The organism is Phyllobacterium sp. SB3, assembly GCF_040009165.1.
Lineage (GTDB): Bacteria > Pseudomonadota > Alphaproteobacteria > Rhizobiales > Rhizobiaceae > Phyllobacterium.
This window is the reverse complement of sequence record NZ_JBDYKI010000007.1, coordinates 14,550-27,775: the sequence shown is the minus strand read 5'-3', so window position 1 is coordinate 27,775 and position 13,226 is coordinate 14,550. Positions and strand designations below refer to the sequence as shown.

At 53.2% G+C, this 13,226-nt stretch carries 16 protein-coding genes; 7 read left to right on the top strand and 9 right to left on the bottom strand.

Annotated elements, in window-relative coordinates:
• Nucleotides 1-56: 56 nt before the first annotated feature.
• Entirely contained in the window at nucleotides 57-995 is a 939-nt protein-coding gene (locus ABKW30_RS22435; RefSeq protein ID WP_348601156.1) for a GlxA family transcriptional regulator, read from the top strand.
• Between the two features lie 6 nt (nucleotides 996-1,001).
• Here the strand turns inward: ABKW30_RS22435 and ABKW30_RS22430 are convergent, their stop codons facing one another.
• Nucleotides 1,002-1,472 (bottom strand): Lrp/AsnC family transcriptional regulator, encoded by a 471-nt coding sequence (locus ABKW30_RS22430; RefSeq protein WP_348601339.1) that lies wholly within the window; start codon nucleotides 1,470-1,472, stop codon nucleotides 1,002-1,004.
• 52 nt (nucleotides 1,473-1,524) lie between these two features.
• Here ABKW30_RS22430 and ABKW30_RS22425 point away from each other — a divergent pair, with 52 nt between their 5' ends.
• On the top strand, nucleotides 1,525-2,136 hold the full coding sequence (locus ABKW30_RS22425; RefSeq protein ID WP_348601155.1) for a LysE family translocator: 612 nt from the start codon (nucleotides 1,525-1,527) through the stop codon (nucleotides 2,134-2,136).
• Between the two features lie 171 nt (nucleotides 2,137-2,307).
• Here ABKW30_RS22425 and ABKW30_RS22420 read toward each other — a convergent pair whose 3' ends face one another.
• On the bottom strand, nucleotides 2,308-3,204 hold the full coding sequence (locus tag ABKW30_RS22420; RefSeq protein ID WP_348601153.1) for a LysR substrate-binding domain-containing protein: 897 nt from the start codon (nucleotides 3,202-3,204) through the stop codon (nucleotides 2,308-2,310).
• Nucleotides 3,205-3,359: 155 nt separating this feature from the next.
• Between ABKW30_RS22420 and ABKW30_RS22415 the strand changes: the two genes are divergently transcribed.
• From ABKW30_RS22415 to ABKW30_RS22405, 3 genes are read left to right on the top strand one after another with little or no spacing between them, the layout of a single operon-like run.
• A complete protein-coding gene (locus ABKW30_RS22415) occupies nucleotides 3,360-3,674 on the top strand; it encodes an Atu4866 domain-containing protein (RefSeq protein ID WP_348601338.1) in 315 nt (104 codons plus the stop codon).
• A gap of 33 nt (nucleotides 3,675-3,707) precedes the next feature.
• Nucleotides 3,708-4,439, top strand: coding sequence for an SDR family oxidoreductase (locus tag ABKW30_RS22410; protein ID WP_348601152.1), 732 nt, complete (start codon nucleotides 3,708-3,710; stop codon nucleotides 4,437-4,439).
• Between the two features lie 43 nt (nucleotides 4,440-4,482).
• The gene (locus tag ABKW30_RS22405) at nucleotides 4,483-5,001 is read left to right on the top strand and encodes a nuclear transport factor 2 family protein (RefSeq protein ID WP_348601151.1); all 519 of its coding nucleotides are present in this window, start codon (nucleotides 4,483-4,485) and stop codon (nucleotides 4,999-5,001) included.
• A gap of 88 nt (nucleotides 5,002-5,089) precedes the next feature.
• On the opposite strand, the gene ABKW30_RS22400 is transcribed toward ABKW30_RS22405, so the two are convergent.
• Together ABKW30_RS22400 and ABKW30_RS22395 are read right to left on the bottom strand one after the other, a co-directional pair.
• A complete protein-coding gene (locus ABKW30_RS22400) occupies nucleotides 5,090-5,314 on the bottom strand; it encodes a hypothetical protein (RefSeq protein ID WP_348601150.1) in 225 nt (74 codons plus the stop codon).
• 78 nt (nucleotides 5,315-5,392) lie between these two features.
• Nucleotides 5,393-6,211, bottom strand: a complete 819-nt coding sequence (locus ABKW30_RS22395) for an oxidoreductase (protein WP_348601149.1) — start codon at nucleotides 6,209-6,211, stop codon at nucleotides 5,393-5,395.
• A gap of 127 nt (nucleotides 6,212-6,338) precedes the next feature.
• Here ABKW30_RS22395 and ABKW30_RS22390 point away from each other — a divergent pair, with 127 nt between their 5' ends.
• A complete protein-coding gene (locus ABKW30_RS22390) occupies nucleotides 6,339-6,923 on the top strand; it encodes a TetR family transcriptional regulator (protein WP_348601148.1) in 585 nt (194 codons plus the stop codon).
• Nucleotides 6,924-6,936: 13 nt separating this feature from the next.
• On the opposite strand, the gene ABKW30_RS22385 is transcribed toward ABKW30_RS22390, so the two are convergent.
• A complete protein-coding gene (locus ABKW30_RS22385; RefSeq protein ID WP_348601147.1) occupies nucleotides 6,937-7,836 on the bottom strand; it encodes an AraC family transcriptional regulator in 900 nt (299 codons plus the stop codon).
• 179 nt (nucleotides 7,837-8,015) lie between these two features.
• Between ABKW30_RS22385 and ABKW30_RS22380 the strand changes: the two genes are divergently transcribed.
• On the top strand, nucleotides 8,016-9,056 hold the full coding sequence (locus ABKW30_RS22380) for an NAD(P)-dependent alcohol dehydrogenase (RefSeq protein WP_348601146.1): 1,041 nt from the start codon (nucleotides 8,016-8,018) through the stop codon (nucleotides 9,054-9,056).
• Nucleotides 9,057-9,204: 148 nt separating this feature from the next.
• Here the strand turns inward: ABKW30_RS22380 and ABKW30_RS22375 are convergent, their stop codons facing one another.
• From ABKW30_RS22375 to ABKW30_RS22360, 4 genes are all read right to left on the bottom strand, one after another.
• Nucleotides 9,205-9,963, bottom strand: coding sequence for an SDR family oxidoreductase (locus ABKW30_RS22375; protein WP_348601145.1), 759 nt, complete (start codon nucleotides 9,961-9,963; stop codon nucleotides 9,205-9,207).
• 83 nt (nucleotides 9,964-10,046) lie between these two features.
• Complete coding sequence (locus tag ABKW30_RS22370; protein ID WP_348601144.1) at nucleotides 10,047-10,919, bottom strand: alpha/beta hydrolase; 873 nt, start codon at nucleotides 10,917-10,919, stop codon at nucleotides 10,047-10,049.
• A 13-nt stretch (nucleotides 10,920-10,932) separates the two neighbouring features.
• Nucleotides 10,933-12,336, bottom strand: a complete 1,404-nt coding sequence (locus ABKW30_RS22365) for an MFS transporter (protein ID WP_348601143.1) — start codon at nucleotides 12,334-12,336, stop codon at nucleotides 10,933-10,935.
• Nucleotides 12,337-12,458: 122 nt separating this feature from the next.
• A complete protein-coding gene (locus tag ABKW30_RS22360; RefSeq protein ID WP_348601142.1) occupies nucleotides 12,459-12,992 on the bottom strand; it encodes a TetR/AcrR family transcriptional regulator in 534 nt (177 codons plus the stop codon).
• Nucleotides 12,993-13,226 lie beyond the last annotated feature (234 nt).

The following is a 13,226-nucleotide window of genomic DNA, read 5'->3' as shown; positions in this document are numbered from 1 at the left end:
ATGTCTCAAATGTCATATATACATCTTTTTAAGACATTGCCTTTCAGGAGCAAACTATGCAAAGCGTCGGTTTCGTGGTGCAGCCAAATTTTCAGGTATTGGGCTTTGCGGCAATGACAGTGTTTGAAATTGCCAACACTACCGTCAAAGACAATTTTTACGACATCGCCCTGCTTTCCGAGAATGGCGGCATGGTTCGATCATCGGCAGGCTTCAGCGTCGAAACGAAATCTTTTGACAATACCGAGCTGGACACGGTCGTTATTTTGGCAGGTATTGTGATTCAACCGGTAACATCAGGTCTGCTGAGTTTCATCCGGAAATCGGCAGCAAATGCCCGACGCCTCGCCGCTCCCTGTATTGGTGCTTTCATTCTGGCCGAAGCAGGAGTGCTGGGTGATCGCCGTGCCACCACGCATTGGGCGTTCGCCCGCGAATTGCAAAATCGCTACCCGAAGCTGAAAGTGGAAGAAGATCGCATCTTCATTATTGATGGTCCGATCTGGACATCAGCAGGCATGACCGCCGCCATCGACCTTGCCCTTGCCATGGTCGAAAAGGATCTTGGAGTAGAGATCGCCCGCACGGTTGCACGCAATCTTGTTATCTACCACCGCAGGGCGGGTGGGCAGTCCCAATTTTCGGCTCTCCTCGAAATGGAGCCGAAATCCGACCGCATCCAGAAGGCTCTGGATTTCGCAAAACAAAATCTTAAAAGTGAGCTTTCGGTCGAAGATCTGGCCGATGCCGCCAATCTTGGTCCCCGCCAATTCAGTCGCGCGTTCCGCGCCGAGACGGGCCAGTCTCCTGCCAAAGCGGTTGAAAACCTGCGCGTTGAAACTGCGCGCGTCTTGATGGAGCAAGGGCGCTTGTCGATGGATGTCATTGCGATCGAGACAGGTTTTGCTGATCGCGAGCGGATGCGTCGTGCATTTCTGCGTGCTTTCGGACAGTCACCCCAGGCTATACGGCGAATTTCCAGAATTACGGCTTGAGGCTATTCAGTCAACCGGCAATGCATAACTTTGTTTAACGATCTGGCTGGGCACATCGGTTTTGACGTTCTGTATGCCATTCACTTTCGTGAGATGGGTCGACTGAAATCGCCGGTAATCCTCAAGATCAGCAACAACGACCCTAAGAAGGGCATCGCTTTCACCCAGCATAATGTAGCACTCTACAACCTGCGGCAACTTCCTCATTGCATCCATGAAATGGTCGATGGTTTCGGCATCCTGCGCCGTAAGCCATACTCGGGCGAACATAGAGAGCGCCAGATTGAGCTTTACCGGATTTAGTACAGCTACGTAGCGATCAATAACCCCCGTCTCTTCCAGCAAGCGCACCCGGCGCAGGCAGGGAGACGGTGACAAGCCGACGTGCCTGGCCAATTCCACATTCTGCATGCGGGCGTCTTTTTGCAGCGCTTTCAGGATACGTTTATCGATATGGAATGCTAATAATTCGCTCATATCTGCTATATTAGCAACCAAATTGCGGTAAAGATGCCGTATTGTTGCCTGCATGGAAATACAAACTATCGCACTTTTTACCGCGACGATCCTGCCGTTGATCTGCACCCCTGGCCCGGACATGCTTTTCGTTGCATCACAGGCAATATCTGGAGGTCTTTCAGCAGGCCTGCGTTCTACCGCCGGCGTTTGTCTCGGCTATATGATTCATTCGGCACTGGTTGCTTTCGGCGTTGCTGCCATCGTTGCTGCCTCACCTCTTCTTTTCGAAGGACTTCGCTGGATCGGTATTGCCTATCTGATTTACCTTGCGTTCCGGTTGATACGATCTGCTTTGAACCTGCAGGTGGCGAACTTCCTGGCGGAGCCATCCTCCGGGCAACTCCGGCGTGGTTTCCTGACAGCACTGCTTAATCCAAAGGGTATGATGATCTATGTAGCCATCCTGCCGCAATTCATGCACGCGGGTGGCAACACCGCTTTACAGGCGGTTACCCTGTCAGGCGTATTTGTTTTCTGGTGCTGCACGATTTACATGATTTTGAGCATCGTAATAGGCAAGGCCGGCAAACGAGGCGGGTTCCATAACCGGCATCGCCGGGCCGTAGAAGCCAGTGCTGGCGGCCTTTTAATCGTCGCCGCCGGTTTTATGGCAGTACGTTGAATCCTTGCCAAAAAATAATCTCACTGAAAATCGAACCGACAGTCCCGGGATGTAATCAATTCTGCTGATGAACTTTCTTTGTCCAGCGCTCCGATCCATCTCTTCGATGACAAGGGCCATCGTATCTGACGATCACAGGTTTGTTCGATGTGCGCTGCAAGAACCCCGTCGTTACTCGCGCTGCGTGGTGCGTATGTAATCTACGAGTGCCCTCAGTTTGACAGGTTGCCTGTGACGTTTGGGATAATAGAGATAAAAACCACTGAACGGGGGGCCATACGACTCCAGCAGGGGTATCAGTTCACCACGGGAAACCCACGGCTGAAATGTATCCACCATGCCGAATGTAATCCCGGCACCAGCACATGCCATACGGATCATCAGCCCCATGTCATTGGTCGTCACTCCGGGGTTTACTGCGACATCGAAATCGCGGCCATTTTCTGTAAACTCCCAGCGATAGGGCGCGCTATCCGGACGTGGTCTCCAGCCAATGCAAACGTGTTCTGGCAATTCGCGCGGATGCCCGGGACTACCCTTTTTCGTGAGATACGCCGGTGAAGCAAAAGCATGCTGCTGCTGCTCCGGCGACACAGGGACAGCGATCATATCCTGTTCGATTACCTCTCCCAGTCGCACCGCTGCATCAAATCCGGCATCTACAATATCGAACTCGTCATCGGTTACGGTTATGTCGAGTGATATCTCCGGGTAACGCTCCATAAATCCCGCTAACAACGTTCCGGATAAAAAGCTCTCGGCTATTGATGAAACGGCAATTCTTAGTAGTCCGCGCGGCCTGCTTTGTACCTCGCGCAGGACTTCGACGGCTTGCCTGACCTGAGATACCGATGGCTGCACCGCATCGTAAAATTGTTCGCCTGCCTCCGTCAGCCGTACACTCCGGGTCGTTCGTTGCACCAGAGCAACCCCGATGCGGTCTTCCAGCCTCTGAAGCGCCTGACTGACCGCCGAACGCGTCACGCCCAGCCGCTCGCTTGCGATACGAAAATTCTTCGCATCTGCAACCGCCAGAAATACCGAAATACCTTCGAGATCATCCATCATTGGTAATTATTACTAACCAACCTGTTTTGTATTGGCAACTTATTACCTCCAATAAAAGCAGGTATTTTACCCCTTGTATTCTTTCATTGGAGAAAACCATGTCAGCTCGAAGCTTCAAGACAATGGCAAGTGCAACGGTTGTTCTTTTGACGTCGATGTCTAGCTCACCCGGCCCGGCATCTGAATTGCTGCAAAAACGATCAGATGAAAAGAAATCACAAGAGGTTCAAATGCACGAGCATTCTTACGTCGGCATGTGGGTGACCGACGATGGCAGAGTACGCCACGAATTGCTTTCTGATAAGCGATACAACGAAGCCCGGGGCAATCTCGAAAGTGCGTATCAGGGTCGCTACGAAGTGACCGGCAATCATATCGAATACCGGGATGACACCGGGTTCACTGCTAACGGTGATTTTGTGGATGACAACACACTTCACCACGGCGGAATGATCCTGCGCCGCAGATGAAATCGACACCTTTCAAAGACATGGAGTTTACCAATGACTATTCAAGGAAAAGTCGTTGCCATTACCGGAGCCAGCAGTGGAATTGGCGAAGCAACGGCGCATGTTCTGGCTAAAGCCAGAGCTCATATTGTCATCGGGGCAAGACGCATTGAGCGGCTTGAGAAGCTGGCTGAAGAGATTGCGCTCGAAGGTGGTTCTGTCGTGACACAGAAACTTGATGTGACCGAACGCGAACAAGTCAAAAGCTTTGCCGATTTTGCTGTCTCGGAATTTGGTCGCCTTGATGTCATGATCAACAATGCAGGTGTCATGCCCTTATCACCGCTGGACGCTCTTCTGGTCGATGAGTGGGACCACATGGTGGATGTCAACATAAAGGGCGTGCTTTACGGCATCGCCGCTGTACTTCCCATCATGAAACAGCAGGATAGTGGTCAGATCATCAACATATCTTCGATTGGCGGGCACACCGTGTCACCAACTGCAGCGGTCTATTGTGCCACGAAATTTGCCGTACGCGCAATTTCCGATGGCTTGCGCCAGGAGAATGATAAAATTCGGGTTACGACAATCTCCCCCGGCACAACCGCGTCGGAACTTGCAGACACGATCAGCGATCCGGTTGCCCGTGATACCATGAAAGGCTTTCGTGCCGTGACGATCAATCCGGAAGCCATCGCAAACTCCATTCTCTACGCCATAAGCCAGCCTGCAGACGTGGATGTGAGCGAAATCATCATCCGCCCGACGGCAAGCCCCTACTGATTGTTTTCGTGTTCACCGTTCAAACCACAATATGAAGGACTGAATGATGCAAAACTCAAAATCTTACTCGAACCGTGTTGCTGTATTCGCATTGTCTATAATGACAGCGCCATTACTTTTGGCCGAGCAGGTCAATGCCTCTCAGGACGTTGCCGTGCGCAACAAGCAGATTGTAACTGAAGCGTTCGACGCCTGGGCGGCTGGCGGGCAAACGTTCTTCACTGATGTGCTTTCGCCGGATGTTAACTGGAAGATCGAAGGATCCGGACCCAGTGCAGACCTGCATCAGGGACGTGAAGTGTTTTTGGAACGGGCAGTGCGCCCGTTTGCATCCCGTATGTCCAAACCGGTTTCACCGGTAAGTAAAAAGGTTTGGGCAGAAGATGACCATGTGATCATCAACTGGGAAGGCGTCGGCGTAGCCGGAGACGGTTTGCCTTACAGCAACAGCTATGCCTGGATATTCCGGATGCAGGACGGAAAAGCAGTTGAGGTAACCGCCTTCCTTGACCTCGTGCCTTACGATGATGTTCTTCGGCGAGTACCATCAAAATCGCGATGATTATCTCGAGTCAGTGCGATGCCGTTGCTCTTGTGTTTTGAGCAAAAAGGAAGGGGACAGCTTGTACCCTTCCGTTTCATCGAGCATTTCAGTTTGCGCCCCATCGTGTCTGGGAGCCGGAAAAACCTGCAAACCCGAGGCGAGGTTCGATTGAATCAGACTTGCGCCGGGGCTTGGGATTCTCGCTATCAATCTTGGTTTTAAAGGCATAAGCCGAGTTTGAACTGGCGCTTGTTTCTTGTGTCGGCGTACCTGTTGTCGAGCAGGCAGCCAGAGCAAGAGCCATAGTCGCTGCGAATAATAACCGTAACATTGACATACCCTCCTTGGGTAATCTGGTTGAGTGGATTGCTGAGTTTGCCGGCGCTCGCCGGATAGATTTTGCTCGAAGCTACGAGGCGAGTTGCATTCGCTTGCGCAGACCGCGGTCGAAGCTGGAGGCAGGAACCAAACGCCGCAGCCAGTTCAGCCGTCGCGCGACTGCTCCAGCCGGGTACCGCAACTTCGGGGAGATCGCAGCAGCAGCTTTGGCAATCTCATCTGCAACAATGTACGGATCGTCAGCCGTGGCCATAGCCCCGGCGATAAGCTCGCCGATAGCGGTACGAATTTTCTCGTACTCCGGCATCAATTCGTCAGAAGCTTGCATGTTCTGTTCGAAAGATGTTTTGGTATAGGCTGGCTCAACGAGGAGTACCCGAACACCAAAGGTGCGTATTTCATGGTCAAGCGACTGGGAATATCCCTCAAGTGCATGCTTGGATGCTGCGTACAAGGCCATGTAGGGCGATGGAACGAAGCCAAGCACGGAACTCACATTGATAATCCGGCCGTTTTTTTGTTTCCTCATAATCGGAAGCACTGCGCGAACGGTTCGAATGACTCCAAACAGGTTGGTCTCGAACAGGTCCTTCGCCTGGGCTATGGAACTTTCCTCGGCGCCTCCGAAAATACCGAAGCCAGCATTATTCACCAGAAGATCAATTCGGCCTGTTTGCTTCATAACAAAAGCTACGGCCTTCTCAACGGAGCTGTCGTCGCCGACATCCAGCTGGACCATCTGGATACCGTCAACAATACTGCCGGTATCGACACGCCTGCTGGTTCCAAAAACCTCATAACCTGAGGTTTTCAACTTGAGCGCAGTCGCGCGCCCTATACCGGAGGAGACACCTGTTATGAAAGCGACAGGTAAAGATGGCGTTGACATTATAGACCTCATGCTCAATCGCTACTCGCGCTAATCGAATGACTTGCGATGCGATTACATTACGGCTATAATATCACATTACGATCATAATGCAATAGCGCCAGATCATTGGCGCGCGGAGTTCAGCATGCGTTACGAAAAAGGACACAAGGAAACCACCCGCCAGCAGATCACGGAGACCGCCTCCAGACAATTCAGGGATCACGGTGTTTCCGCAGTTGGACTAGCCGCCATCATGGCCGACGCGGGTCTGACAAATGGAGCGTTTTATACGCATTTTACATCCAAGAGCGATCTGGTAAGGGAGTGCATTGAACGCACACTGGATGCGCAGCACGCGTCCATGACGCAAACAGCGGGCCAGAGCGGATTTGAAACAATTTTGCGTCAGTATTTGAGCCGAGCCCATCGCGACGACAGTGCGCACGGATGCCCATCAGCGGCTCTTTTGCCGGAGATCAGCCGGGCATCTGCCGAGATACGGCGGGCCTATACCGAACGCTTCAATACAGTTATTGATCTGATTGCAAAGCAGCTGAAAGGGCGCGAACCGGATGATGCCAATCAAACAGCCCGGGCCATATATGCTCTGGTTGTCGGATCGCTTCAACTTGCACGTGCTGTTGATGACCCCGCTCTTTCTGACGATATTCTTGAGGGCGCTATAAAGGCGGTCCTGCAACTGGCAGCGAACCCATCAACAGCTCGGTAAGATAATGACCTGCTTACTCCGCAGCGCGTCGAATACGTTCTGCGTCGCGTCGCGGAGGTGAACCGTAGAGACGGCTATACTCACGGCTGAACTGTGACGGGCTCTCATAGCCGACGCGATGCCCTGCCGTTCCGACATCAAGTTGATCCACCAGAATAAGCCTGCGTGCCTCATGCAGACGGAGCTGCTTTTGGTACTGCAGAGGCGTCATTGCCGTAACAGCCTTGAAATTGTGATGCAGGGACGAGACGCTCACATTGATACGCTCCGCCAGATCCTCGATCCGCAAGGTTTGGGCGAAATTGTCCCGAATCCATCCCACAGCCCGCACCACCTTGTTGCTCTGGCTGTCCGACATGGCAATCTGAAGCAGCCGCGGACCGTCCGGCCCGGAGAGAAGGCGATAGAGAATTTCGTGCTCTATCAGCGGAGCCATAACGGCGATGTCGTCCGGCCTTTCCAACAGTCGCAACAGACGAACGGATGCATCCAGAATTTCCGGCGACGCAACATTCACCGCCCAACCGCGAATACCGTCCGCCGCCGGATGACGCGGAACGCTGACACGGGCAATCAGGTCGCTGAGGCGGGCACTGTCGATCATAAAGCCAAAGCATAGATATGGCGCTTCCAGGCTTGCCTCCGTCACATGCGATGCGACCGGAAGATCGAGAGAAGTCAAAAGATACTGGCCAGCTCCATAGCGATATTCCTCCTGCCCTACTGTAAGGCTCTTGGCTCCCTGTACGACAATTGCAAAGCCGGGTTTGTAGGCACTATGATGTGGCAATGTCGGCCTGCTGCGACGGTAGAAATTGAGATTGCTGATCGCTGTTGGAAAATCTCCATCTGCCCCGGTAAAGCGATCAATAATGGAAGAAATTTCCTGATAGGGAGAGAATTGGAGTGTCATATCCTGATCGCTTGTTCTGAGGTTTGCCTGTGGCGGCACTCTATAACATCTCGGGCAAGCAGCACATCAGGTTCTCGATAACATTTGCAGGATTGTGCAAGAAGCTTGCAGGATCGCTCTACCGCTCAAATCCAGATCGGGGCCATAGTGTCTGCCCACCCCCCGAAAAGGAACCATCCATGGCTATTGCAAAAGGTTATGCCGCGACTGATGCGTCGCAGCCTCTTACACCCTTCACTTTCGAGCGTCGTGACCCAAACGAGGACGACGTTGTCATATCGGTCAAATACTGCGGCGTCTGCCACTCTGATATCCATCAAGCCCGCAATGAGTGGGGCAATGGTATATTCCCTATGGTACCGGGCCACGAAGTGGCAGGCATCGTCACAGCAGTGGGTTCCAGGGTTACAAAATTCAAAACAGGTGATCGCGTTGGTGTCGGCTGTTTTGTCAATTCCTGCACCAAATGCGCCGAGCGGAACGTCGACCTCGAGCAGTATATGCCAGGTATCGTTCAGACCTATAATGATGTCGAAGCCGATGGCACCACACCAACATATGGCGGATACTCCGACTCGATTGTCGTCAAGGAAGGCTACGTTCTTTCCTTCCCGGACAACCTTCCACTCGACGCAGCCGCGCCGCTTCTTTGCGCCGGGATCACGCTCTATTCGCCGCTTCATCATTGGAAAGCCGGTCCGGGCAAGAATGTCGCTATTGTCGGCATGGGCGGGCTTGGCCATATGGGCGTCAAGATCGGGCATGCAATGGGTGCGGAGGTTACAGTACTCAGTCAAAGCCTATCGAAGAAAGAGGACGGCTTGAAGCTGGGTGCCAGCCATTATTATGCAACCAGCGACCCCAAGACCTTTACGACATTGGCGGGTACATTCGATTTGATCATATGTACGGTTGGCACAGTGATAGACTGGAACGCCTATCTCAATCTGCTGAAGATCGACGGCACTATGGTCCTTGTCGGTGTTCCGGAGCATCCAGTACCCGTTCATGCATTCTCGGTTATCGGTGGTCGCAAGAGTCTTGCCGGCTCAGGAATTGGATCGATCAAAGAAACCCAGGAGATGCTGGATTTCTGTGGCAAGCACAATATCGTTGCCGAGATCGAGACCATTGATATCAAGGATATTAATCAAGCCTATGAGCGGGTTCTGAAAAGCGACGTGCGTTATCGTTTCGTCATCGATATGGCTTCGCTATAATCTTCAACCATCTGTCGGGCGGCTTTACGGTCGCCTGACTTTCCCAAATATCCGGCGGTCGCCTCATCCGGGCACCGCGATGCCTTGTGTTTCAATCAGGTGGGCCCATGCCGGCGATCCGCATTGGACCGCCTGGACAGTGAAATCTTCAGATTTGCGACACACCCCCATCGACGGTGAGTTCGATACCGTTGACATATTTGGCATCCTGTGACGCCAGGAACAGGGCGGCGGTTGCGATCTCGGCCGGCTCTGCCATATAGCCTGCCGGAGCGTTTCGCGCAGTATTTTCCTTCATCGTTTCAATCTGTTCTTTATCCATATTAAGGCCGTTTTCCATCAGTGAGGTGAGCGTGAAGCCTGGGCTGAGCGCATTGACACGGATTTTCCGATCGCGAAAATCGTTGGCCCATGTTCGTGCGAATGACCTTACTGCGGCTTTCGAAGCGTTGTAGAGACTGAGACCCTCCATGCCGTTGTTGGCGCATATCGATGCCGTGAGCACGAGGGATGCGCCGTCCTTCACCAGAGGCAGCAATGTCTGGACGGTATAAAAGACACCTTTTACATTGATTTCGAACGTCTTGTCGAATTCCGCTTCGCCGGTCTTGCCCATCTCGTTTTTCTCACAAATCCCGGCATTCGCGAAAACAGAATCCAGTTTATCGCCGTGTTTGTCGATCTCACTTTTCAGATTTTCAAGATCGGAAAGACTGGAAACGTCGGAAACCACTGCAACGGCCGCGTTGCCAAGTTGAACGGCAGCCTTATTCAACGTCCTGGCCGATCGGCCGGTGATATAGACACGCTTGGTGCCCTGCGCAATAAGGGCTTGCGCAATGGAAAAACCGATACCGGTTGATCCCCCGGTAACGACAGACACGTGGTTCAAAAATTTCGCAGACATTTTTCGTTTCCTTTCGAGTTAAAAAACCGGGGCTGGATTTGTTACAGCCTGGTATCATGCCTGACCGCCCAGGACCGGCAGGCTCACTGTGTGGGAAGGCGGCGCTCCTGGCGCCAGGTGAGAAAATTGATCAAGGCAGAAGTGACTGCTGCGGGTTGCTCATCAGCCACGTAATGGCCGCAGTCGGGAATACTGCCACCTCTCACATCTACGGCAAACTCCTCAAGCATGGTGATCATTTGAGGTCCAAAACGCCTCTCGCCGCCCAGAGCCAAAACCGGCATTTGGAGTGGCTCTGTTTTCCATCGCAGCGCATTTTGATGATCGAGAGGGAACGCGCGATACCACTCCAGGGCCGCGCGAGTACGGCCAGGAAGGGCAAATGCCTTGGCGAATATTTCCATATCATCGAAGTCATAGCTTCCGTGATCGAAAGTCCGCTCGGCGATAAAGGCCGATACATATTCGTATTCCCGTCCATGGATCAGCAACTCGGGAAGGTCACGTTTTTGATGGAAGCTGAATTGCCAGAGATTTGCGAGGCTTTGTTCCCACCCCGTCCATCCTGGCAGAGGTGCGTCAAGAACGATAAGTTGCGTCACGGCATCTCGGTGGATGGAGGCAAGGGCCAAGGAAACCATGGCGCCGATATCATGTCCGCACACGGCATAGGTTGTATGGCCCAGTTCCTGCATCACCTGATGCACATCTTCTGCAAGCGTTGCCTTGTCATAACCGGACACGGGGCAGTCCGAGAACCCCGCCCCGCGCAAATCGATCGCGACGACCCGGTGGTGCTCGGCAAGTTTCGGCATCACTTTGTGCCATTCCCACCAGGTTTGCGGAAAGCCGTGAACCAGGATGAGCGGGGACCCTTCTCCGCCTGAAACGGTGTGAATGTTCACGCCGTTGGCGGAAACAAGTCGATGGTTGAAACCGTTGATATCCATGGTCATGGACAACCCTCTTTCATTTCGTTGCAGGATCACTGGACAGCCATCCAGCAATAAGAAGACAGATGGCAATCGCGATTGCCGCGATGCTGTATGCATGTTCGATAGATCTGACGTCCGTTGCCGACCCCAAAACCGAAAAGAACAAACCGCCGATGAGAGTCGCCGCCAATGCGCCGCTAATCTGAAACATCGAATTTACGAGACCGGACGCCAATCCCGACTGCGCCCTGTCGACCCGTTGGATGACAGTCCTGACAAGGTTCGGAAGCGCAATTCCCTGTCCCGCGCCGATGAGGAAGAGCGCAACGAAGAGGAATTGCGGAAAGCCGCCCCAAACGAGAGCAGCCGTTCCCAACAGTCCGCCAGCTTGCAGGATCATCCCGACGCCGGCGGAATATCGCCCGAAGACACTCAGGAAGTGCCCGCTTGCAAATGGGCCAAGAACGAAGCCGGCTGCCGCGGGAAGAATCGCCACCCCGGCCTCGAAAGGCGTGCGACCAAGGCCGCCCTGCTGATAGATGGAAAATATCAGCCAGAATGCCGCAAGGACGTAGAAGCATAGTGCCGCAAGCAGCCCGCGCTTCAATCCGGCAACCTGAAGCAGGCTTGGCGCTGCGATGGGATCTCGTCCGGCTATCTCCATGTTTCGCTCATGCCACCAAAACACCAGAAAAAGCGGCACGGCACTGGCAAGCATCAGGAGCGACCAGATCGGCCAACCCTGCTCCCGGCCTTCGATCAGCGGCGCAATCAGTGCGAAAAGCGCAAGCGCGATCAGCGCAGCGCCACCGAGATCCAGCTTCCTTGGATGCTCCGATCTCGTTTCCCGCAAGAAGACGAAGGCCGCAGGCACGGCGATTGCAATCACCGGCAGATTGATCAGAAATATACTTCTCCATCCAAGCCCGGAGATATCCAGCGTAATCAACGCCCCGCCGAAAAACAGGCCGGCCATAGACGCCAAACCAAATGTCAGGGCATACAGGCTGAGTGCCGTAGATTTTTCATCATCAGGAAAAATCGCATTTATCGAAGCCAGAGCCTGCGGTGCCATGACCGCAGCGAAGAAACCTTGAAGGATCCGCCCGATGACCAATATGAACGGGGACCAGGCGCACCCGCACAAGGCCGATGCAACTGCAAAGCCTGTCATGCCACACAAAAAGACATTGCGGCGACCGTAAAGATCTCCCAACCTGCCCCCGGTGATCAGCATGACTGCATAGCTTGTGGCATAAGCTGAGATGATGAGTTGCATCATCGATGCGGAGGCGTGGAAATCCGCACGTATCGAAGGCAATGCCACATTGACGATGAAGAAATCCAACGGCGGCAGAAATGCTCCGGCCAACAGGATCACCAATGCGGTCCATCTTCGCGGATCGCGTCTTTCGTCAGTCTCCAGCAAATATTCCACTTTTTTCTCCATATCGACCATCAGGCGATCGAACAGCCGGCGCGGTTGCAATAATTTTAGACCATTTGGTTCCTAAATTGGCAGCTCAATGCCCATTGGATCTATTTCGCTCCTAGTTAAAGTCAGTCCAACGATTTCAGCGCAATATCAATCACGGTTTGCATGTCATTGCGATCCGCTCCTGCCTTGCCCAATATCCGCATTCCCTGGATCTGGCACACGAGGAACCTGGCAAGCGTCCGTTCATCCCGGGCGGGATTAATCTCGCCCAAAACCTGAGCTCTGATGATCGCAGCTGCAAAAAGGTCCTGCAGCCGCCGAAACAACCGGGATATCCGAACCGAAACCTCCTCGTCTCCAGGCAGCATTTCCGCCGCGGTCAGCACCGCAAAGCATCCCCGCAAACCGTCCATCCCTGACGAAAGATCCGCATAATTCGAGAAGGCACCACGAATGGCAACTTTTGGAGATGCTTCTGCACTCAGCATATCCCCGACCTTACGAACTGCATCATCGATGTAGGCATCCAGGGCGCGAAGGAAAATCCCCCTCTTGTCGCCAAAAGCCTTGTAGAAACTGCCTCTGGATATATCCATGCCATCAAGCAGGTCTGGAAGCGATGCGTCGTGGTATCCACGATCCCAGAATACGTTCATGGCCTTACAAACTGCTTCTTCAAGCTCGAATTCGCGGGGGCGTCCTACCGACGGGGATGTCTGACTGCTTTTGATCATGGATCATGATATGGAACCATTCAGTCTACAATGCAACCGGCATTTCAGAAAAACATCACAAACCGCCTGCATATCTTGATCTTACGTCAGGATACATCTGCCGTATCGATGAAATTCGGCCCCGACAAGATTATTCCCGCTGCCATCCCTGTTCAG